Origin of the sequence: Pinisolibacter aquiterrae (assembly GCF_019160155.1) — a bacterium.
GTDB lineage: Bacteria > Pseudomonadota > Alphaproteobacteria > Rhizobiales > Ancalomicrobiaceae > Pinisolibacter > Pinisolibacter aquiterrae.
Map to the genome: position 1 here is coordinate 172,200 of NZ_JAFNIH010000035.1, position 19,689 is coordinate 191,888.

24 protein-coding genes and 2 tRNA genes are annotated in these 19,689 nt (G+C 70.2%); 8 read left to right on the forward strand and 18 right to left on the reverse strand.

The genetic code is table 11. From position 1 onward, the window contains the following. Positions 1-14 precede the first annotated feature (14 nt). Positions 15-464 (forward strand): PTS sugar transporter subunit IIA, encoded by a 450-nt coding sequence (locus tag J3S89_RS14425; RefSeq protein WP_217928340.1) that lies wholly within the window; start codon positions 15-17, stop codon positions 462-464. A gap of 98 nt (positions 465-562) precedes the next feature. Here J3S89_RS14425 and J3S89_RS14430 read toward each other — a convergent pair. Continuing rightward, a tRNA-Arg gene (locus J3S89_RS14430) sits at positions 563-639 on the reverse strand. Positions 640-1,286: 647 nt separating this feature from the next. Between J3S89_RS14430 and J3S89_RS14435 the strand changes: the two genes are divergently transcribed. Next, positions 1,287-1,667: a rhodanese-like domain-containing protein gene (locus J3S89_RS14435; protein ID WP_217928341.1), complete on the forward strand. Its 381-nt coding sequence runs from the start codon at positions 1,287-1,289 to the stop codon at positions 1,665-1,667. A 91-nt stretch (positions 1,668-1,758) separates the two neighbouring features. Here J3S89_RS14435 and J3S89_RS14440 read toward each other — a convergent pair whose 3' ends face one another. Further along, positions 1,759-2,979, reverse strand: coding sequence for a 6-phosphofructokinase (locus J3S89_RS14440; RefSeq protein WP_217928342.1), 1,221 nt, complete (start codon positions 2,977-2,979; stop codon positions 1,759-1,761). 257 nt (positions 2,980-3,236) lie between these two features. Here J3S89_RS14440 and J3S89_RS14445 point away from each other — a divergent pair, with 257 nt between their 5' ends. Beyond that, positions 3,237-4,991, forward strand: a complete 1,755-nt coding sequence (locus tag J3S89_RS14445; RefSeq protein WP_230489053.1) for a DEAD/DEAH box helicase — start codon at positions 3,237-3,239, stop codon at positions 4,989-4,991. Between the two features lie 22 nt (positions 4,992-5,013). Here the strand turns inward: J3S89_RS14445 and J3S89_RS14450 are convergent, their stop codons facing one another. The 3 genes from J3S89_RS14450 to J3S89_RS14460 form a co-directional block, all read right to left on the reverse strand. Continuing rightward, the gene (locus tag J3S89_RS14450) at positions 5,014-6,078 is read right to left on the reverse strand and encodes a glycosyltransferase (protein ID WP_217928345.1); all 1,065 of its coding nucleotides are present in this window, start codon (positions 6,076-6,078) and stop codon (positions 5,014-5,016) included. 84 nt (positions 6,079-6,162) lie between these two features. Beyond that, positions 6,163-7,140: a D-2-hydroxyacid dehydrogenase gene (locus tag J3S89_RS14455; RefSeq protein ID WP_217928346.1), complete on the reverse strand. Its 978-nt coding sequence runs from the start codon at positions 7,138-7,140 to the stop codon at positions 6,163-6,165. A gap of 110 nt (positions 7,141-7,250) precedes the next feature. Further along, positions 7,251-7,748 carry a hypothetical protein gene (locus J3S89_RS14460; RefSeq protein WP_217928347.1) on the reverse strand — a complete coding sequence of 166 codons (498 nt, stop codon included), beginning with the start codon at positions 7,746-7,748 and terminating at the stop codon, positions 7,251-7,253. 128 nt (positions 7,749-7,876) lie between these two features. On the opposite strand from J3S89_RS14460, the gene J3S89_RS14465 reads away from it, so the two are divergent. Next, positions 7,877-8,209: a (2Fe-2S) ferredoxin domain-containing protein gene (locus J3S89_RS14465; protein ID WP_217928348.1), complete on the forward strand. Its 333-nt coding sequence runs from the start codon at positions 7,877-7,879 to the stop codon at positions 8,207-8,209. A gap of 116 nt (positions 8,210-8,325) precedes the next feature. On the opposite strand, the gene J3S89_RS14470 is transcribed toward J3S89_RS14465, so the two are convergent. The 4 genes from J3S89_RS14470 to J3S89_RS14485 all read right to left on the reverse strand — a co-directional run bounded on the left by J3S89_RS14470 (position 8,326) and on the right by J3S89_RS14485 (position 11,319). Continuing rightward, positions 8,326-8,853 carry an Hsp20/alpha crystallin family protein gene (locus tag J3S89_RS14470; RefSeq protein ID WP_217928349.1) on the reverse strand — a complete coding sequence of 176 codons (528 nt, stop codon included), beginning with the start codon at positions 8,851-8,853 and terminating at the stop codon, positions 8,326-8,328. A gap of 193 nt (positions 8,854-9,046) precedes the next feature. Continuing rightward, positions 9,047-9,385: a P-II family nitrogen regulator gene (locus tag J3S89_RS14475; RefSeq protein WP_217928350.1), complete on the reverse strand. Its 339-nt coding sequence runs from the start codon at positions 9,383-9,385 to the stop codon at positions 9,047-9,049. A gap of 177 nt (positions 9,386-9,562) precedes the next feature. Then, positions 9,563-10,759: an MFS transporter gene (locus J3S89_RS14480; RefSeq protein WP_217928351.1), complete on the reverse strand. Its 1,197-nt coding sequence runs from the start codon at positions 10,757-10,759 to the stop codon at positions 9,563-9,565. Next, positions 10,756-11,319, reverse strand: a complete 564-nt coding sequence (locus J3S89_RS14485; RefSeq protein ID WP_217928352.1) for a GNAT family N-acetyltransferase — start codon at positions 11,317-11,319, stop codon at positions 10,756-10,758. Before J3S89_RS14485 ends, J3S89_RS14480 begins: the two co-directional genes overlap by 4 nt. A gap of 111 nt (positions 11,320-11,430) precedes the next feature. Between J3S89_RS14485 and J3S89_RS14490 the strand changes: the two genes are divergently transcribed. After that, complete coding sequence (locus tag J3S89_RS14490; protein WP_230489052.1) at positions 11,431-12,360, forward strand: LysR family transcriptional regulator; 930 nt, start codon at positions 11,431-11,433, stop codon at positions 12,358-12,360. Here J3S89_RS14490 and J3S89_RS14495 read toward each other — a convergent pair. Together J3S89_RS14495 and J3S89_RS14500 are read right to left on the reverse strand one after the other, a co-directional pair. Beyond that, positions 12,333-12,782, reverse strand: coding sequence for a DUF4442 domain-containing protein (locus tag J3S89_RS14495; protein ID WP_217928355.1), 450 nt, complete (start codon positions 12,780-12,782; stop codon positions 12,333-12,335). The two genes, J3S89_RS14490 and J3S89_RS14495, sit on opposite strands and share 28 nt — an antisense overlap. Before the next feature lie 178 nt (positions 12,783-12,960). Further along, positions 12,961-13,036, reverse strand: a tRNA-Phe gene (locus J3S89_RS14500). A 372-nt stretch (positions 13,037-13,408) separates the two neighbouring features. Here J3S89_RS14500 and J3S89_RS14505 point away from each other — a divergent pair. The 3 genes from J3S89_RS14505 to J3S89_RS14515 are packed head-to-tail and all read left to right on the forward strand — an operon-like array spanning position 13,409 to position 14,909. Further along, entirely contained in the window at positions 13,409-13,969 is a 561-nt protein-coding gene (locus J3S89_RS14505) for a hypothetical protein (RefSeq protein WP_217928357.1), read from the forward strand. After that, positions 13,969-14,322: a hypothetical protein gene (locus tag J3S89_RS14510; protein ID WP_217928359.1), complete on the forward strand. Its 354-nt coding sequence runs from the start codon at positions 13,969-13,971 to the stop codon at positions 14,320-14,322. Before J3S89_RS14505 ends, J3S89_RS14510 begins: the two co-directional genes overlap by 1 nt. Next, a complete protein-coding gene (locus J3S89_RS14515; RefSeq protein ID WP_217928361.1) occupies positions 14,292-14,909 on the forward strand; it encodes a cytochrome b/b6 domain-containing protein in 618 nt (205 codons plus the stop codon). The genes J3S89_RS14510 and J3S89_RS14515 overlap by 31 nt, the downstream gene beginning before the upstream one ends. Positions 14,910-14,981: 72 nt before the next feature. Here J3S89_RS14515 and yacG read toward each other — a convergent pair whose 3' ends face one another. The 7 genes from yacG to hisD all read right to left on the reverse strand — a co-directional run bounded on the left by yacG (position 14,982) and on the right by hisD (position 19,630). After that, positions 14,982-15,179, reverse strand: a complete 198-nt coding sequence (gene yacG / locus J3S89_RS14520) for a DNA gyrase inhibitor YacG (RefSeq protein ID WP_217928363.1) — start codon at positions 15,177-15,179, stop codon at positions 14,982-14,984. Positions 15,180-15,181: 2 nt separating this feature from the next. Beyond that, positions 15,182-15,820 (reverse strand): Maf-like protein, encoded by a 639-nt coding sequence (locus tag J3S89_RS14525; RefSeq protein WP_217928365.1) that lies wholly within the window; start codon positions 15,818-15,820, stop codon positions 15,182-15,184. A gap of 108 nt (positions 15,821-15,928) precedes the next feature. Further along, positions 15,929-16,666, reverse strand: a complete 738-nt coding sequence (locus J3S89_RS14530) for a pentapeptide repeat-containing protein (protein ID WP_217928367.1) — start codon at positions 16,664-16,666, stop codon at positions 15,929-15,931. Continuing rightward, positions 16,663-17,325 carry a hypothetical protein gene (locus J3S89_RS14535; protein ID WP_217928368.1) on the reverse strand — a complete coding sequence of 221 codons (663 nt, stop codon included), beginning with the start codon at positions 17,323-17,325 and terminating at the stop codon, positions 16,663-16,665. Before J3S89_RS14535 ends, J3S89_RS14530 begins: the two co-directional genes overlap by 4 nt. Beyond that, a complete protein-coding gene (locus tag J3S89_RS14540) occupies positions 17,325-17,771 on the reverse strand; it encodes an arsenate-mycothiol transferase ArsC (protein WP_217928369.1) in 447 nt (148 codons plus the stop codon). The genes J3S89_RS14535 and J3S89_RS14540 overlap by 1 nt, the downstream gene beginning before the upstream one ends. A 5-nt stretch (positions 17,772-17,776) precedes the next feature. After that, positions 17,777-18,271: a UPF0262 family protein gene (locus J3S89_RS14545; protein WP_217928370.1), complete on the reverse strand. Its 495-nt coding sequence runs from the start codon at positions 18,269-18,271 to the stop codon at positions 17,777-17,779. A 66-nt stretch (positions 18,272-18,337) separates the two neighbouring features. After that, positions 18,338-19,630: a histidinol dehydrogenase gene (gene hisD, locus J3S89_RS14550; protein WP_217928371.1), complete on the reverse strand. Its 1,293-nt coding sequence runs from the start codon at positions 19,628-19,630 to the stop codon at positions 18,338-18,340. Positions 19,631-19,689: the final 59 nt, after the last annotated feature.

Sequence of the window (19,689 nt, forward strand, 5' to 3'; positions counted from 1 at the left end):
GGGGGCGATGCGTCATGTCCGACGATGATCCGCTCGACGTGGAGGTGGTTCTGCTCGACCTCGCCGCGCGCACCAAGGCCGACGTGCTCCAGCGGCTCGCCGAGCGGGCCGGGGCGGTGCTGGGCCGCGCGGCGGCGGACATTTCGCGCGCGCTCGCCGATCGTGAGCGGCTCGGTTCGACCGGCGTCGGCTGCGAGGTGGCGCTGCCGCATGCCGACGTGCCCGGTCTCGATCGCTCCCTCACCCTCTTCGCGCGCTTGGCACGGCCGGTCGAATGGGACGCGATCGACGATCGTCCGGTCGGTCTGATCGTGGCGGTCCTGTCGCCGCCGCTCGCCGAACGCGCACCCTCGACCCTCCTGGCGCGGCTCGCGCGTCTCCTCAGGCGCGCGGACGTGCGCGACCGGCTCGCCGCCTCTTCGAGCGACGACGAGGTCCGCCGGATCTTCGCGGACGCAGGCTGAGGGAGAGGAGGCCGCAAGGGGGGGCGTGGGCGGCGTGCGACGCGGGGCCGCGCTTGGAGGCGATGCTTCGCTGGCGTGGATCGCGAATTCTCAGGGAATGGCGCACCCGACAGGATTCGAACCTGTGACCTTCGCCTTCGGAGGGCGACACTCTATCCAGCTGAGCTACGGGTGCTTCCGAGACACCGGCGACTCGCGTCGTCGGAGGTTCCGGGTCCGAAGGCCGGAACGCGCCTCTCATAGCCGATGCGGTCGGGGGTCGCAACGGCTATCGACGCGATCCTCGCCCCTGTCCTCAGCGACGGCGGCCGAGAAGGCGGCGGCGCCACGTCATCATGTCGTGAAAGGCATGGCTGAACGGTGAAATCGGCGCGGGACGCGCGGTCGGCGCATCGCTCGACACCGGGGGAGATTCGGCGCGCTCGTTCTCTTTCGCCTCTTCGGCGTCGTCGAGCCAGGCTCTGATGTCGGCGGGTCCGAGCATGCGCCACTCCCGTGTCGGCGCCCGGGTCTTCCGCCGCGCCTCGACCGCGGCCGACCTGGGCCACGTTCCATCCTGCTCGACCCGCCTCGCGGATCGAACGCCCGGACCACTCGCCATCCGTTCGGAACGTCGATGGGTCTGCGCGGAACGATCACGCTCCGCCACCCTCTTTCGATCCATTGAACATTTTTGCGGTGCAATGTCAATGTTGCACTGCACAATTCAAAGGGGCGTGATGTCGCGGGAGCGGGTGGTCCGTTCATGAGTGATTTCTGATAAGAGGCCGTCATAGGCGATGTGCGACGGTCGTGTCGTCGTCCGCCACGGAGAATCGATCGATGCGTTCTGGTCTCGCCGCCGCCGCCCTGGCTCTCGCCCTCGGCCTCGCCACCCCCGCCGTCGCGGAAGGGGTGATCGGCATGGACGCCGTGAAGGCCGGCCTCGACTCGGGGCGGATCATCCTCGTCGACGTGCGCGAGCCCGACGAATTCGCCGCCGGTCACGTGCCCGGCGCGATCAATCTGCCGATGTCGACCTTCTCGCCGTCGGTGCTGCCGCGCGCGGGCGACAAGACGGTGGTGGTGATGTGCCGTTCGGGCCGCCGCGCCGGCCAAGCCCAGGCGATCGCGGCCTCCGCCGGACGTCGCGACATCGTCGACTATGCCGGCAGCATGATCGAGTGGACCGCCAAGGGCGGGCCGGTCACCACCGGCAAGTGAGGGCGGTCGCGCCGCGCCTCGACGGATTCGACGCGAAACGGCGGGAAGGAGACCTCCCCGCCGTTCGTCGTGTCGTGGTCTCGGCCCGGGCTCAGCCCTCGGCGGCGAGGATCTTCGGCACACGGTTGAGGCGCAGCCGATAGGCGTCGGGCATGCCGGAGCCGAGCAGCGGGCGCAGATAGAGGCGGAAGGCGTCGGTGACGTCGTTGCCGCTCGTCGAAATGAACTCGTCGGGCATGTGCCGGGTCTTGCCGGCCACCGCCTCCAGCGGCGAGAGATGGTAGTCGACCGAATAGAAGCCGGTACGGTGGATCGTCACCGAGCCGTCGGTCTTGCCCCACATCGCGTATTGCACCGCCTTCTCGCCGACCTCGCGCGCCTCTCGCTGATCGACGTCGGAGACGCAGCCGATGAACGAGCGCTGGAGATAGCCGAAGGTGTCGCCGCGCACGCGCGAGATCTTGAGCTTGGTCTTGATCTCGTTGCAGAGCAGGTCGGCCAGCGCGCCGGTGCCGGAGAGCTGGATGTTGCCGTGGGCGTCGCGCTCGACCTCGGAGGTGAGCTTGGTGATGATCGGCACGCCCTTCTCGTCGTGGATGCCTTCCGACACAGCGACGACGCAGCGCCCGTATTTCTCGTAGGTCGCCTTCACGTCGCCGAGGAACTTGTCGATCGAGAAGGCGCGCTCCGGCACGTAGATGAGATGCGGGCCGTCGTCGGGGAACTTCTTGCCGAGCGCCGAGGCGGCGGTCAGGAAGCCGGCGTGGCGCCCCATCACCACGGCCACGTAGACGCCGGGCAGCGCCGCGTTGTCGAGGTTCACGCCCATGAAGGCCTGGGCGACGAAGCGGGCGGCGGAGGGGAAGCCGGGGGTGTGGTCGTTGACGGTCAGATCGTTGTCGATCGTCTTGGGGATGTGGATCGAGCGCAGCGGATAGCCGGCCTTGTGGGCCTCCTCGGAGACGATGCGCACGGTGTCGGACGAATCGTTGCCGCCGACATAGAAGAAATAGCCGATCCCATGGGCCTTCAGAACCTTGAAGATCTCCTGGCAATACTTCAGATCCGGCTTGTCGCGGGTCGATCCGAGGCCGGAGGAGGGGGTGTGGCCGACCATCTCCAGGTTGTGGCTGGTCTCCTGGGTGAGATCCAGGAACTCCTCGTCGACGATGCCGCGCACGCCGTGGTGCGCGCCATAGACCAGTTCGACGTTGCGGAACTTGCGGGCCTCGAGCACCGCGCCGACGATCGACTGGTTGATGACGGCGGTGGGGCCGCCCCCTTGCGCGACGAGGACCTTGGTCTGTGACATGTGCGTGTATCCCATAGAGTAACGCGGACGACGGCGAAGCGCTCCGCCGACGCCCATCCTGCGCAGGTCGACGCCGATCTCAAGCCGTTTGTGACATGTCGGACCGCCTCGACGCAGCAATTGCATGCTGCATTGCGAAAGCCGCGACCACTTCGACGTCGACCGGAGAGCGCGAACCGGCTATAGCAGGCGTAAAGCGGCGAGGCGCAGGCGGCGAACTCCTTACGCGCCCCCTCGACCGGACAGGAGCATCCCCTTTGGCCTTTCCTCTCGCGAGCCCCGCGCTCGATCGCGCGCTCGTCAAGCGCAACTACGACGAACCGACTCCGGTCCAGGCCGCGGTGCTCGCGGCCGAGACCCGTGGACGCGACCTGCTGGTCTCGGCCCAGACCGGATCCGGCAAGACCGTCGCCTACGGGTTGGCGCTCGGCGCCGATCTGCTCGGCGAGACCGAGACCTTCGGCCCGGCCGGCCAGCCGCAGGCGCTGGTGATCGCGCCGACGCGCGAACTGGCGCTTCAGGTCGAACGCGAACTCGCGTGGCTCTTCGAGGAGACCGAGGCGCGGATCGTGCCTTGCGTCGGCGGCATGGATCCGCGCGCCGAGCGGCGGCGGCTGCACATGGGGTCGCACATCGTCGTGGGCACGCCCGGGCGTCTGCGCGATCACATCGAGCGCGGCGGGCTCGACCTGTCGGCGATGCGCGCGGTGGTGCTCGACGAGGCCGACGAGATGCTCGACATGGGCTTTCGCGAGGACCTCGAGTTCATCCTCGAGGCGACGCCGAAGGAGCGGATGACGCTGCTCTTCTCCGCCACCCTGCCCAAGACCATCGTCCAGCTCGCCACGCGCTATCAGCGCGACGCGCTCCGGATCGCCGTCGCCGGCGCCGAGCGCGGCCACGCCGACATCGAGCATCAGGCGATCCGGGTGGCGCCGAAGGAGATCGAGGCGGCGGTGGTCAATCTGCTGCGCTTCCACGAGAGCCCGGCGGCGATCGTCTTCGCCAACACCCGCGAGGCGGTGCGCCACATCCAGGCGACGCTGCAGGAGCGCGGGTTCCAGGCGGTGGCGCTCTCCGGCGAACTCGGCCAGCACGAGCGCAATCAGGCGCTGCAGGCGCTGCGCGACGGCCGGGCGCGGGTCTGCGTCGCCACCGACGTCGCCGCGCGCGGCATTGATCTGCCCAATCTCGATCTCGTCATCCACGCCGATCTGCCGCACGACCGCGAGGTGTTCCAGCACCGTTCGGGGCGGACGGGACGCGCGGGTCGCAAGGGCATCTCCTGCCTCCTGGTGCCGCCGGCGCGTCGCCGCCGCGCCGAGCGGATGCTGGCGGAAGCGGGGATCCGGCCGGAATGGGCCGGGCCGCCGAGCGCGGAGGCGATCACCGAACTCGATCGGCGGCGCTTCCTGGCCGATCCGCTGCTCTCCGAGCCGGTCGGCGAGGAGGACGCGGAAATGGCGCGGCTCCTGATCGAGACGCGCACGCCGGAGGAGATCGCGAGAGCACTGGCGCGGCTCTGGCGTGGTCGTCTGCCGGCGGTCGAGGAGGTGGTCGATCCGGGCCAGGGCGGGCCACGCGATCGCTCGCGCACCGACGGGCCGGGACGCGGGCCGATGGGCGTGTGGTTCCGCTGCGACGTCGGCCGGCGCCAGAAGGCCGATCCGAAATGGCTGCTGCCGATGCTGTGCCGGCGCGGCGGCATCGAGCGCGACGACATCGGCACCATCCGCATCTTCGACGGGGAGACCCGGTTCGAGGTGGCGGAGGGGGTCGCGGCGCGGTTCTGGGCCAATGCGCGCCGTCCCGACGAGGAGCAGATCCGCTTCTCCCCGGTCGACGGCGAGCCGGAACCGGAGCGCGCGCGCCGTGGGCCGCCGCGCGGTGTCGATCGTCCGCCGCGTCGCAAGGCCGAGGGTGGCCACGAGGGATCGCGGGCGCGCCCCGAAGGCGGCGGCCCCGCCGGTGGTCCGAGGGGCGGCAACCGGCGGCGCGAACGCGGCGCCTGAGCGAGGCGCTCGATCGGGCGTCTCAGCGAGCGAGCGCGGCCAGTTCGCCGAGGAGGGCGCGCGTCGCCACGGGCTTGGCGCGATCGGCGACGGAGGCGCGCACCGCCTCCGGGCCGATCTTTCCGGCGTCGATGTCGGCCTTCACGGCCACGATGGTGTCGAGGAAGGCGTCGGCGTCCCAGGCGGGCGCGAAGCGGGCGTATGGGTTGGCGCCATAGGCGCCGGTCAGCGTCGGCAGCGGCGACAGCACATAGGGGCGGCCGCAGGCGAGCGTCTCCACCACGATGAAGGGCGAGCCCTCGCCGAAGTGCGAGCACATCAGCCCCATGTGGCATTCGGCAATGGCCTTGGTCAGCCCGGCCGCGTCGAGAAGCCCGGTGCAGGTGACGCGGTCGCGCAGGCCCGCCCTGTCGATCTCCTCCACGTCCTTGCCGAAATAGCGGAACTCGATCGCCTCGCCGAAGCGCTCCTTGCCGCGCCGGATGATCTCGTAGAGGAGCTTCGGGTTCTTCTGCTCGACGATGCGGCCGGCGTAGAAGACGATGGTCTTTTCGCCCGTCGGCAACGGCGTCGCGGTGAAGCGGTCGTCGTACCAGGCGTCGATATGGGCGAGGCGGGGGCCGATGCGGCGGATGACGCCCTCCGAGAGGCCGGAATCGTCGCGGCCGACCACTTGGACCCGATCCGCCACCAGCGGTAGGAACCAGCAGGCGGCGTCGTGGATCGCGCGCTTGCCGGTCTCGCCGGCGCCGGGGCCGGTGCCGTGGATGGTGAAGACCTTGGCGCCGGGAAAAGCCCAGGCGAAGACCACGTATTCCGGCCGCGAGAATTCCATCGTCCGTTTCGCGGTCTGTTTCAGGCGGGCGCGGATGGTGGCGAGGTTGCCCCAGACGGCCAGCGCGAAGGGGATCCACTTCGGGCCCGGCAGCTTCGGCAGGGCGATGTCGAGACGGTTCGGCGCGGGGCGCGCCGGGGGCTCGGAGATCAGGACCGCGTCGTCGCCGGCGGCCGCCAGCAGCGTGTCGACGTAGCGTTCGATGCCGCCCTGCGCGTCGGTGACGTCGTTCTGATGAAAGAAGGCGAACATCGCGGATCGGTCCCCGTTTCCCTCTGGTCGGGGACCGTTCTTACGCACTCGATCTGAAGATCGCGTTGACGGAGGGAGAGGGCGTCATGCCACGCGGTTGGTCGGCTCGCCCTTCGCCCAGGCCTCGACATTGGCGACGAGACGGTCGGCGAGGCCCTGCACCGCCTCGCGCGAGGCCCAGCCGACGTGCGGCGTGACGATCACGTTCGGCCGCGTCGCCAGCCGCATGATCGGCGCGTCCGCCGGCGGCGGCTCGGGGGCGGCGACGTCGATGCCGGCGCCGGCGATCTCTCGCGCCTCGAGCGCGGCGTCGAGGGCCTCGACGTCGACGAGGCCGGCGCGGGCGGTGTTGATCAGCAGCGCATTCGGCTTCATCGCCGCGAATTCGGCGGCACCGAAGAGGCCGGTCGTCTCCGGCGTCAGCGGGCAATGGAGGGAGACGACATCGGCGCGGGCGAGGAATTCGGCGAAGGGGACGGCGTCGGGTCGGGAGCCTTCGCCCGACTTGCGGCCGGCGAAGATTGGGATCATGCCGAAGGCGCGGCCGATCTCGGCGACGCGGCTGCCGAGCGAGCCGGAGCCGACGATGCCGAGCGTGGCGCCGGAGAGATCGTCGATGGGGAAGTCGTGGTAGCAGAATTGCGCCGCCTCCTGCCAGCGGCCCGCGAGCACCGAGGCGCGGTAGGAGAGGAGCGAGCGGCGCAGCGCCAGGATCAGCGCGAACGTGTGTTCCGGCACGGTGGCGCGGGCATAGTCGCGGATGTTGACGACGACGATGCCGCGCGCCTTCGCCGCCGCGAGGTCGATGTTGTCGGAGCCGGTGGCGGCGAGCGCGATCAGGCGCAGGTTCGGCGCTGCGTCCATCTCGGCCGCGCCGATGCGCACCTTGTTGACCAGCACGACGTCGGCGCCGGCGATGCGCGCCGCGGTCTCGCCGGGCGCGGTGCGGGCGTGGGTCTCGAGCGCGTGGGCGAAGGAGAAGGGCGCCAGGACGGTGTCGGGGCGCAGCGTCTCGGCATCGAGGAAGACGACGCGAATCGGGTGATCGGGCAAGGGGCTCATCGGGTCTCTCGTCGCTGGGAGCCTCGACGGTAGTGGGGGGCGATGCCGGCGGCAAACGAAAAGCCGTGATGACTGCGATCGGGTTCGGGAATGAGCGTGGCGCTCTCGCCTCATCCCGCCGTCCCGCGCCAGATCGCCTCGACCACGGAGCCGCCGACGGCGTCGTCGGGATCGAGGCGGGCGAGGGCGTCGAGGGCGGCGCGGGCCTCGTCGGGCTCGTCGCGGCGCAGGCGGATGAAGGCGAGGGCCTTCAGCGTGTAGAGCGCGAAACGGCCGGGGCCGTCGAAGGAGATCGCCTCGGCGTCCCAATCGCGCCAGTCGGGGGCGAGATTGGCCTGACGCGCCGCCTCGCGGGCGCCGCCCTCGGCGGCGACCAGGGCGGCGTCGAGATCGCCGGAATAGGTGTGGATCTTGTAGAGGCAGAACCAGGTGGCGAGCGCACGCGGATCGAGGGCGAGCGCCTCGCGGAAGGCGGCGTCGGCGGCGACGCGGTCGGTGCGCCACAGCGCGACGCCCCTTTGTAGGATTTCGTTCACGGCGGGGGGAACCTCGCCGAAGTCGATCGCGTCGTCGTCGCGCGACGCCTTGGTCCGGCTCGTCCTCGCCATGTCGAAACTCCCGCATTTCCGCCGTGGTTCGTGCCTCGTGGCAAGAAGCGGACCGATCGAGGGCGGGCGCGGCACGGCCCTTGAATACGGAGATTTCCGGAGTGACCCGTCGAAGCCGGAGGTACGCGATGACGTCGGAAATCCCGCAGGTCTACAAGATCCATGTCTTCGCCTGTTTCCAGAGCCGGCCGCCGGGGCACCCGCGCGGGAGCTGCGGCGCGCAAGGGGCCGAGCCCCTGTGGAAGCGGCTCCAGTTCCGTGTGGAGTCGCTCGGCGATCCGGAGGTGGCGATGACCGCGACCGGCTGTCTCGGCTTCTGCCGCGCCGGGCCGCTGATGGTCGTCTATCCCCAGGGCATCTGGTACGCGCCGAAGACGGAAGCCGACATCGACGAGATCTGCGAGAGCCATTTCGAGAAGGGCATGCCGGTCGAGCGGCTGATCGTCGTGCCGAAGCCGTGACGCGCCGGAGACGACGAGAAGCTGAGACGACGAGGGCGCGGTCACCCGCGCCCCGGTCTTCGGCCATCCGGCCGCTTCGTCGAGGGACGCGCCCTGTGCGGGCGCGGCCGGCCGCATCATGCGGCCTTGACCTCGATCTTCTTCTCCTCGGGCTTCTCCACCGCGAGTTTGGGTACGGTCACGGTGAGGACGCCGTCGGCGTAGCGCGCCACCACCTTGTCGCGGTCGATCCCTTCGGGCAGGCGGAACGAACGGGCGAAGGAGCCGTAACGGCGCTCACTCACGTGGGTGCCCTTGTCGTCTTCCTCGCGGGTCTCGGTCTTCTCGCCCTTCAGGGTCAGGACGTCGCCGGCGATCGAGACGTCGATCGCCTTCTCGTCGAGGCCGGGAAGTTCGGCGGTGATCGCCCAGGCGCCGTCCTTCTCCACGACGTCGACGGCGGGCGCGAGAGCGCGTCCGGCGAAGACGCCGGTGCCGAAGGCCGGCAGTGTCGGGTCGCGGAACCAGCCGCGGCCGAAGTCGTCGAAGAGCCGATCCATCTCACGGCGCAGGTCCGCGAACATCGGCCAACCCGTCGCCGCGGGAGCGGTACCGACGGCTTTCGCTTCATTGCGAACAGGGAGTTTGGTCGCAGTGTCAGCCATGGTCTTGCCTCCTCGATGCGGGTCGGGAGGGTCGGGAACGAGATCCTCCCGACGCGTGGAAGTTTAGACCACGGTCCGGATCGCGCCTTGTCCCAGATCATTGAAATGCAAAAAAAACGGCGGTTTCCCGCCGTTCTTCGTATACGAACGGGGCCCGCGCGGAGGCGCGAGGCGCCCGGGCGGAAGGGGGCGATCAGAGCGCGCCGTCGCCGGTCTCGGCGGTGCGGATGCGCATGGCCTGCTCGATCGGCTGGACGAAGATCTTGCCGTCGCCGATCTGGCCGGAATGGGCGCCGGTGCGGATCGCCTCGACGGCGGCGTCGACGAGAGAGTCGGGTACGGCGACCTCGATCCGCACCTTGGGGATGAAGTTCACCACGTATTCGGCGCCGCGATAGATCTCGGCATGGCCCTTCTGGCGGCCGTAGCCCTTCACCTCGGTGAGGGTCATGCCGTGGATCTCGAGCTTGGTCAGCGCGTCGCGGACCTCGTCGAGCTTGAACGGCTTGATGACGGCGATGACGAGTTTCATGCGGGACCCCCGGTGCGAACGGATGAGGCGACGTGGCGACGTCACGAGCAGATCGGCGCGCCGATCTTGCTCATTTCCTCGGCATCCGGCAACCCGTTCGGGCACTTCGTCGCGGCGATCGGGAGACGGCGCGCTTCGGGATCGCGTTTCGGGGCGCCGGCCGGGGGCTCGCGGGCGTCATCGCGGCCGGCGGCGGCGCGTGCCGAGGGCGAGGGCGAGCGCGGCGGCGAAGGCGGCCACCGCCGGGATCGCCAGCAGGGCGAGCGCCAGGGTCGGGCCGCCGTGGTCGAGCGCCAGGGCGACGACGAAGGGGGTGAGGGCGGAGACCCAGAAGGCGGGGGCGGCGATGCGCCCGGTGATCGTGCCGTAGACGGCGGGTTCGAAGAGGACCAGCGGGACGGTGCCGCGGGCGATGGTCATCAGCCCGTTGCCGGCGCCGCCGGCGAAGGAGAACAGCGCCGCCGCGCCGACCGAGAGCCCCGCGAAGGGGGCGAGCGCCAGGGAGGCCGGCAGAAGAGCGGCCGCCACCAGCGACAGATCGAGCGGGGCGAGGCGGCGGGGGGAGAGGAACTCGATCGCCCGGGCGACCGATTGGCCGATGCCGCGCAAGGTGGCGATGGTCACGGCGGTGGAGAGCGCGACGCCGAGGGTGAGGAGAAGCGGGATCATGTGCGCGGCGAGCGCGGTGGCGAGGGCGGCCGACGCGATCACCAGCACCGCGAAGAGGGCGGTGGCGCGGCGCTCGGCGGCGGGATCGCTCCGATGCGGGTCGACGTCGCGATCCGTCCCTCCCGGCGCGGGGCGCGGGCGTGCCGGGTGATCGGCGGCGGTGGGAAGCGTCAGCGGCAGCGCGGCGGAGGCGAGGGCGATCGCCGCGAAGACGCCGAAGGCGGCGCGCCAGCCGTAGGCCTCGGCGAGGCGGTCGCCGAGAAACCAGAAGACGGTCGAGGCGAGACCGCCGGTGAGCGTCACCGTGGTGATGGCGCGGCGGGCGTCGGCCGGATCGACGCGGACGAGGGCGGCGAAACAGGCATCGTAGAGGGTCATGCGCAGGGCGACGCCGAGCAGCGCCCAGGCGCCCCACCAGACCGGCAGGCTCCGGGCGAGGCCGGCGAGGCCGAGACCGACGGCGAGGAGGAGGGAGCCCGCCGTCATCACCGCGCGGCCGCCGTCGCGATCGATGCGGCGGCCGACGGCGGCGGAGACGAGCCCCATCACCACGAGAGCGATGGAGAAGCCGGCGTGGACTTCGCCGCTCGTCCAGCCGGTCTCGGCGGCGATGCGGGGGGCGAAGACGCCGATCGCATAGTAGCCGGTGCCCCAGCCGATCAATTGGGAGAGGGAGAGGGCGGCGACCGTGCGCGGCGGGATCATCGCGGTGGGGCCGGATCGACCGGGGGCGTGGCGTCGCCGTCGCCGAGCGCGCGCTGCATCAGGATGCTGTCGAGCCAGCGGCCGTGTTTCCAGCCGACCGAGCGCAGCACGCCGGCGTGCTCGAAGCCGAGGGCTGCGTGAAGGCCGATCGAGGCGGCGTTGCCGGCGTCGCCGATCACCGCGATCATCTGGCGGAAACCGTCGGCCGTCGCCCGCTCGAGCAGGGCGGCGAGGAGAGCGCGGCCGATGCCGCCGCCCTTGGCCTCGGGCGCGACATAGACCGAATTCTCGACGGTGAAACGATAGGCCGGGCGGGTTCGATAGGAGCCGAAATAGCCGTAGCCGACGACGGCGCCGTCGCGCTCGGCGACCAGCCAGGGAAAGCCGGCGGCGAGGATCGCGGCGTGGCGGCGCTCCATCTCGGAGCGATCGGGGGCGGTGGTCTCGAAGGAGGCGCAGCCGGTCTCCACGGCATGGGCGTAGATCGCGCGGATCGCTTCGAAATCGGCGCTTTCGGCGGCGCGGATCCGCAGGACGGGCGATGGATGGACGGCCGGCATCGGGGCTCCCTCGGCGAATGGGTGGGCTGATGCCCGCGCCCCCTTCTTGCGGGAAGTCTCTCCCGCGATCAATCTCATGGATGTTGTGCGATGCATGAGGAAAACTCGTCGATGGACGGACCGGATCTCGATCGTCTCTTCGCCTTCGCGGCCGTCGCGGCGGCGGGCGGCTTCACGCGCGCGGCGGAGGCCGAGGGGCTCACCCAATCGGCGATGAGCCTCAAGATCCGCCAGCTCGAGCGCGAACTCGGGGTGCGTCTCTTCGAGCGGGTGGGGCGTCGGGTGAGCCCGACGGCGGCGGGGGTGGCGCTGCTCGCCCATGTGGAGCGTCTCAGGGCGGCGCATGCGGCGGCGATGGCGGCGATCGCGCCGCACCGCGACGGCGCGGTCGGACGGGTGGTGATCGGCACCGGGGCGACGGCCTGTCTCCACTTTCTGCCCGGTCCGCTCCGGGCGCTGCGCGAGCGGATGCCGGGGGTGGAGATCATCGTGCGCACCGGCGACTCCGCCGACATGCTGATCGATCTCGAGGCCAATCGGCTCGACCTCGCCCTGGTGACGCTGCCTGCGGCCGGACGGGCCTTCGTCGTCGAGGAGTTGATGGCGGATCCGTTGGTCGCGGTGATGCCGGCGGAGAGCGGCGGGGCGCGCGAGGGGGAACCGATCACGGCGGCGGAGCTCGCGGGCCATCCGCTCATTCTCTACGAATCGCGCGGGTCGACCCGGCGGATCGTCGACGGCTGGTTCGCCGCCGGCGGCATCGTCGCGCGGCCGGTGATGGAACTGTCGAGCGTGGAGACGATCCGCGAGTTGGTCGGGGCGGGTCTCGGCGCGGCGGTCTTGCCGAGCCTCGCCTTTCCGCTCGGCGGCCACGGCGCCGGGGTCGGGATCCGGCCGCTCGATCCGCCGCTCGATCGCCGGCTCGGCCTCGTCCTCAGGCGGGACAAGGTGTTGGAGCCGGGTCTTCGGGCGATGGTGGCGGAGCTTCAGGCGGCGGCGCGGGCGCGCGAGGGTCAGGCGGCGCGCTTGCGGCGGACGTAGACGGTGCGTTCGACCACGGCGACGAGGGCGCCGGCCGAATCGGTGATCTCACAGCGAAAGACCGGCAGCGCCTTGGCGCCCTCGGCGCAGGCGGCGCGGATCTCGGCGATGCGCGCCTCGTCGAGGCGGAAGCGGGCGGTGACGGTACCGCGTCCCGGCGCGACGAAGTCGATCGTCGCCGCCTTGTCCCAGACGACGTGGCCGGGGCCGAGATTCTTCAGCAACATCAGCATGTAGAACGGATCGGTCATGGCGAAGAGCGAACCGCCGAAATGGGTGCCGACATAATTTCGATTGAGGCGGCCCATGCGCAATTCGACCTCGGCGGCGCGGAAATCCTCGTCGAGACGGACGCAGCGGATGCCGGTGAAGAGAAACGGTGGCCAGAGATTCATCAGGCGGCGGAAGACGGCGGCCTTCATGGGGAACTCCCGTTCGGTGTTTCCCATAACAAGAATATCATTCCGTAAACGTCAAGTTCAGACCGCGCGATCCGGGCAAGCGGAGATCGACGGTGGCGCTCCGGTGCGAAGAGCACGCGGCGGTCACGACACGATCGCGGATCGGCGTTCGACGTGACGGATCGGAGGGGAAGGAAAGTGGTGCCTGAGGGCGGATTCGAACCACCGACACGCGGATTTTCAATCCGCTGCTCTACCAACTGAGCTACTCAGGCGACCGGGCGAGGCGGGGCGGTGAAACCGTCACCTCGTTGGTGGGGCGCTTTATAATCAGTGCCCCGATGGCTGTCCAGTGGCGCGAGACGAAAAGATCGTCGGCGCCGCCGGCCTGTGGGTAACCCGCCTTCGCGCGCCCCTCGCCCCTGCCGGCCCGGCGCGGCCGGTCCCCCGCGCGCCGGCCCTTTCTCCCCCCCCTTCGTTCGTCGTCGCCCGGTCGCGCCGTCGCCTCGGCCGGCTGTGATGACGACGGGTCGAGGAAGGGGCTCGATGAAAGATATATGAATTATATAATATATAAGAAATGTACAACAATTTTGCCGACCCGCCGCCCGCGCGGCGGTTCGAACGCGAGAGACCGGGGGGACCTCATGGCAGAGGCGCGGGCGACGCGCGTTTCGGCGCGTTTCATTTCGAGGCTCGGGCTTCTGGCCGGGCTCGCACCGGCCCTCTGGGCGGGGGCTCCCGTCCGCGCGGCGGAGGGCGAGGGCGCGGCGGCGGAGAGCCATGCGGCGGCGGCGCCCGCCGTCGTCACGGGGCAGAAATCCGGCGCGCTCGAGGGCGGCACCGCCGATCACACCGAGTTCAAGATCCTCGAGGGGCCGTTCGCCGACGGGTCCGAGGTCACCAAGGCGTGCCTGACCTGCCACCCTGAGGCGGGCGCACACGTCATGAAGTCGATCCACTGGACCTGGGACTACACCAATCCCAAGACCGGCCAGACGCTCGGCAAGAAGAACGTCATCAACAACTTCTGCACCAACGCCAAGGGCAACGAGGGCATGTGCGCCCAGTGCCACGCCGGCTACGGGTGGAAGGACGACGGGTTCGACTTCACCGATCAGAGCAAGATCGATTGTCTCGTCTGCCACGATCGCACCGCGACCTATTACAGCTGCCCAATTCGCGCGGTCACGACGCCTGTGGCGTGATGTTCGAGGGCAAGGAGCCGATCGATCTGCCCAAGGTCGCGCAACACGTCGGCCTGCCGGGTCGCGAGAATTGCGGTGCCTGCCACTTCAACGGCGGCGGCGGCGACGGCGTCAAGCGCGGCGATCTCGATTCGTCGCTGATCACGCCGCCGCGCGCGGTCGACGTCCACATGTCGGTCGACGGGGCGAATTTCGCCCGCACCCGGTGCCACGTCTCCGACGAGCACGTCATCGCCGGGTCGCGCTACGACATGATCGCCAAGGACGCCAAGGCGCCCGCCATCGCCAGATGGCCGAGGAGATCGAGCCAGCGGAACGTGTCGTGGCCGGGCACTGGTCCCAGGCGGTGCTGATCTTCGTTCTGGCGCTGTCCGGCTTCGGCCTGCACGGCACCCATGGGCCGGTGGACTTCCGAACGGCCGTGCAGGTCCCTTCCTACGCGGCGATCGCGCTGATCGTCTTGTGGATCTTCACCACCTTCTGGCACTTCACCACTGGGCAGTGGCGGCAGTATCTGCCGAAACTGTCGAGCCTGCCGGCGGTCATTCGCTTCTACGCCCGCGGGATCCTCACCGGCGCCCCGCATCCCTATCACAAGAGCCTGAAGCGCAAGCAGAACGCGCTCCAGTCGCTGGCCTGTCTCTCCTTCATGGTGATCATCGGCCCGGCGTTGTGGTCGTCGGGGATCGTCTATCTGACCTATCCCCTGTGGGCCGAGGCGGCGATCGGGACGATCGGCCTGCCGGCGGTCGCCTTCGTGCACACGGCGGCGGCGTTCCTGATGGTCACCTTCGTGATGATCGACGTCTACATGACGACGACCGGCAAGACGCCGACCCATTACGTCGAGACCATGATCACCGGCTGCGACACCATCGAGCTGACGGCGGCGGAAGCCGCCTACCTCGAGGAGGAGGAGCGGGAGAAGCCCAAGTTCTGATCCGATCGGTCCTCCCGACCGCGCCTCGCGCCGCTCGTCCCTCCGGGGCGGGCGGCCTCTTTCGTCGCGGGGTCAGTCGTCGCCGCCCTCGCCGCCGCCCTCGCCGCCGTCTTCCTCGACGACGGGGATGGCGTAGGAGCCGGTCAGCCATTTGTGCAGGTCGACCTGCCGGCAACGCGGCGAGCAGAAGGGGCGATGCTCGGGAACGGCCGGCTTGCCGCAGATCGGGCAGGGGCGGGTCGGCGCGGCGGGGGGCGTGCGGCTGGCCATGATCAGTCGACCGGGACCAGGGGCGCGTCCCAGGTCGCGCGCACCGGATAGCCGGCACCGTCGAGGAGCGTCATCACCTCGTAGAGCGGCAGGCCGACGACGCTCGGATAGGAGCCGATCAGGCGCACCACGAAGGCGCCGGCGAGGCCCTGGATCGCATAGCCGCCGGCCTTGCCGCGCCACTCGTCGGAGGCGAGATAGGTGGTCAGTTCGGCGTGCGACAGGCGCTTGAAGCGCAGGCGGCTCTCCACCAGCCGGGTCTTGATCGCACCGGAGGGGGTGACGAGGGCGAGGCCGGTCCAGACCCGATGGGCGCGGCCGGAGAGGAGCCTGAGGCACTCCTCGGCTTCCTCGCGGGTCTCGGCCTTGGGCAGGACACGGCGGCCGACGGCGACGACGGTGTCGGCGGTCAGGATGAAGCTGCCGGTCCATTCGGCATCGCGCTTCGACCAGGCGAGCGCGGCCTCCGCCTTGTCCTTGGCGAGGCGCTGGGCGAGCTGGCGCGGCAGTTCGCCGGCCTGCGGGGTCTCGTCGACGTCGGTCGGGTGGAGATGATCGGGATCGATGCCGATCTGTTGCAGAAGGCCCAGACGGCGCGGCGAGGCGGAGGCCAGCACGAGTTTGGGTCGTTCGGCGGTCATGGGATGTCTCGTTTCGACGGTTCGGGATCGGCGGGCACGCTAGCGGATCGGGGGGCGAAAGGGAACCCGAGGGCGACGCCGGCTCACCGATGGACGGAAGCCGGCGGCTCAGTCCGGGTGGACCTCGACGCCCATGGCGACCAGGAGCTGGTGGGCATGATCGGACGAGATCTTCATCCCGCGAAAGCCGGCCCATTCCACCGGGTTCATGCCGCAGAGGTCGGCGCCGCGCAGATCGGCGCGCGTGAAGGTCGCGCCGGCGGTGGTGGCCTGAAAGAAGTCGCAGCCGCGCAGGTCGGCCCCTTCGAAATCGGCGCCGACGAGGACGGCCTCGCGCAGGCGCGTGTCGCGGATCGCGCAGCCGGGCATGCGGATCGCGCCGAGGTCGGCGAATTCCAGATTGCAGTCGCGAAAAGCTCCCGCCCATTTCACGATCTTGCGTCCGAGGAGGCGGGAGAAGTCGACGTCGGTGAAGCGCGCGCCGCGCAGATTGCAGCCGGTCGCCTCGAGGCCGTGGAGATCGGACCGCTCGAAGGTCGCGAAGGAGAGGTCGCAATCGGCGAAGCAGGCCTCCTCCAGCCGCGAGAAGGCGAAGGCGACGCCGGTGTGGTCGCGATCGTCGGCGAAGACGCAGTCCTCGAACCGCGTCCGGCGGAGGTCGGTGTCGGCGAAGCGACAGCGGACGATCCGGCAGTTCGAGAACCGCGCCCCGTCCAGGCAGGCGCCGGTGATCGTGGCATCGACGATCGCGCAGCGTTCGAACACGGCATCGGTGAGATCGAGGTCGGTGAAGTCGGCGCGCGAGAGGTCGAGATCGCTGAGGACGGCGCCCGGCTCGAGCCTCATGGTCGGCGCGCCCCGGGGCAGGTGTCGCCGAGGTCGCCGAGCCCCTGGCGGCGCAGATCGAAGCGGACGCGCGGCGTCCCCGCCGCGTCGCGGCTGAGGGTGAGGACGTGGATCGACTCGAAGTCGTCGCCCCGCCATTTCGGTACGACGGCGGGATCGCCACCGTTGGCGGCGATCAGCTTCTTGGAGATCTCGACGATCTCCTTGTGCTCCCAGGCGACCAGAACCCGGGAGCGGGCCAGCGCGGGAGCGGTCAGGGCGGCGGCGAGGCCGTCGACGTCGTTCCAGCCGAAGCGGGTGTCGACGGGCAGGCCGTAGCGGATCGCCGTCGGCTCGATGGTGGCGAGGGGGCGGACGTAGTCGTAGGCGGTGCCGCCGTCCTCCTTGCGGATGGACGGGTCGGGCGCGAAGACGGTGTCGGGGCGGCCGAGTTCGCGCGCGATCACGTCGGGCAGCGCGAGGGCGCGGGAGAGACCGCGACAGTTCAGCTGACCGAGACCGGCCTCCGGCTTCTCGCCGTGGCGGACGAGGACGATCGTCTCCACCGTCTCGTCGGCTCGCGCCGGACCGGGGGCGAGGAGGCCGGCCGAGGCGAGGATCGTCGTGGCGATCGCGAGGCGGAGGGTGCGGCCGAGGGGGCGCGTCGAGCGAGGAGCCATCACGTCTGTCCCTGTGGTTTCCAGTCGAGGCGCGAACGGATGCGCTTTTCGAGCCCGTCGCGAACGGCGCGATAGGTCTCCATGATCTGCTCGCGCGAGCCGGTCGCCAATTGCGGATCGGGGGTCGGCCAATATTCGACGTCGGCGGCGAGCGTCCGGGTCATGTCGAGGGCCTTGTGGTGGGCCTCCGGCGCCAGCGTGATGATCAGGTCGAAATTGTCGTCCTCGATCTCCTCGACGGTGCGGGGCCGGTGGCGGCCGATGTCGAGGCCGACCTCCTCCATCACCTTGACCGAGAAGGGGTCGAGTTCGCCCTTCCGGACCCCGGCCGACTGGATGTAGATCGACTTGCCGAACAGGCGCCGCGCCAGAGCCTCGGCCATGGGCGAGCGCACGGCGTTGAGACCGCACACGAAGAGGACGGAGCTCGGCCGCGTCCCGCCCATGCGCGTCAGCCCTTCCAATGCAGGGCGCAGATCAACGTGAACAGGCGGCGGGCGGTATCGAAGTCGATCTCCACCTTGTCGGCGAGACGGTCCATCAGAACCCGCGAGCCGTCGTTGTGGAGGCCGCGACGGCCCATGTCGATCGCCTCGATCTGCGACGGGGTCGCGGTGCGGATCGCGGCGAAATAGCTCTCGCAGACGAGGAAATAGTCCTTCACGATCTTGCGGAAGGGCGTCAGCGAGAGAAGATGCACGGCGACCGGGGGGCCCTTCTCCTCGCTGATCTCGAGGGCGAGGCGGTTCTCGACGATGCCGAGACGCAGCCGGTAGGGACCACCGTCGTGGCCGACGGGGGCGAAGCTGTTGTCCTCGATCAGATCCCAGATGGCGGTGGCGCGTTCGTGCTCGACGTCGGCGGAGGCGCGGGCGATCGATCCGTCGTCGATTTCGATGCCGACGAGGCGGGCCTTGGATTTCGTCGCGTCGGCGGTGGACGGCATGGCGGGGCGGAGCCCTCCCGGGGCGGCTGCGGCGACCCGCGCGAGGATCCGGTCCCCGCGCCTGGGTCAGAGATTGAGGCGGATCGACACGGAGCGGGCGTGCGCGTCGAGACCCTCGGAGTCGGCCAGCAGCATCGCCGCCGGCCCGAGCGCGCGCAAGCCCTCGGCGTCGAGTTGGAGGATCGACGTTCGTTTGACGAAATCGAGCGTCGAGAGCCCCGAGGAGAAGCGCGCCGAGCGCGCCGTCGGCAGGACGTGGTTCGAGCCGCCGACATAGTCGCCGATCGCCTCGGGCGTGTGATGGCCGAGGAAGAGGGCGCCGGCGTTGCGCACCTTCGCGGCGAGCGGCGCGGGATCGTCGAGGGCGATCTCGAGGTGCTCGGCGGCGATGCGGTCGGCGAGGGGGACGGCTTCGTCGAGGGTGCGGACGAGGATGATCGCGCCATAGTCGAGCCAGCTCGCGCGCGCGGTCGCGGCGCGCGAGAGCGTCGCGAGCTGCTTGTCGACCGCCTTCTCGACCGCCTCGGCGAGATCGATGCTGTCGGTGATCAGGATCGACTGGGCGGCCGGGTCGTGCTCGGCCTGGGCGAGCAGGTCGGCGGCGAGCCAATCGGGATCGTTGTTCGCATCCGCCAGGATCAGCACCTCCGACGGGCCGGCGATCATGTCGATGCCGACCTTGCCGAAGACGCGGCGCTTGGCGGCGGCGACGAAGGCGTTGCCGGGCCCGACGATCTTGGCGACGGGGGCGATCGAGGGCGTGCCGTAGGCGAGGGCCGCGACCGCCTGGGCGCCGCCGATCTTCCAGATCTCGTCGACACCGGCGAGATCGGCGGCGGCGAGCACCAGCGGGTTCAGCTTACCGTCCGGGGTCGGCACCACCATGACGAGGCGATCGACGCCGGCGACCTTGGCCGGCACGGCGTTCATCAGCACCGAGGAGGGGTAGCTCGCGGTGCCGCCGGGCACGTAGAGGCCGACCGATTCCAGCGCCGTCCAGCGCGAGCCCAGCGTCACGCCGAGGGCATCGGTATAGACGTCGTCCCTAGGCATCTGGCGGGCGTGGTGCGAGCGGATCCGGTCGCGCGCGAGTTCGAGCGCGGCGAGGGTCGCGGCCGGCACGGAGGCCTTGGCGGCGGCGATCTCGTCGGCGGTGACGCGCAGGCCGGTCGGGCGCAGATCGACCCGGTCGAATTTTTCGGTGAGGTCGTAGAGGGCGTCGTCGCCGCGGGCGCGCACGTCGGCGATGATGCCGGCGACGATGCGGTCGACGTCCTCGGAGACCTCGCGCTTCATGTCGAGAAGGTCGGCGAAGCGAGCGCCGAAGTCGGCGTCGCGGCTGTCGAGACGGATGGCCAAGGTCGAATGCCTCGATGGACGGGTTCGGGGAACGCCGACGCGTTCCTTGCCTACAGGGA